The organism is Yersinia thracica, from assembly GCF_902170565.1.
Taxonomy (GTDB): domain Bacteria; phylum Pseudomonadota; class Gammaproteobacteria; order Enterobacterales; family Enterobacteriaceae; genus Yersinia; species Yersinia thracica.
On the sequence record NZ_CABHXX010000123.1, the window covers coordinates 1 to 271 of the forward strand.

Below are 271 nucleotides of genomic sequence, written 5' to 3' on the forward strand. Positions count from 1 at the left end.
AAACATAATGGGTCGTTAGCTCAGTTGGTAGAGCAGTTGACTTTTAATCAATTGGTCGCAGGTTCGAATCCCGCACGGCCCACCATTCTTTCGCAGTTTGGTTTGAATGTAAGAAGTTGAAATCATCGCATAGATATTCCTCTTCCTGTTTTGTCTAAAATACCTCGAGTGGATTTATTCCACACGACGGGCAGTGAATTGTCATCAAGCAGTAAACATAATGGGTCGTTAGCTCAGTTGGTAGAGCAGTTGACTTTTAATCAATTGGTCG

The 271-nt window shown here is 42.1% G+C and carries 1 tRNA gene; it reads left to right on the forward strand.

Annotated features, from left to right (window positions below):
• Positions 1 to 9 precede the first annotated feature (9 nt).
• Positions 10 to 85, forward strand: a tRNA-Lys gene (locus FTA91_RS17230).
• The last annotated feature ends 186 nt before the right edge of the window (positions 86 to 271 follow it).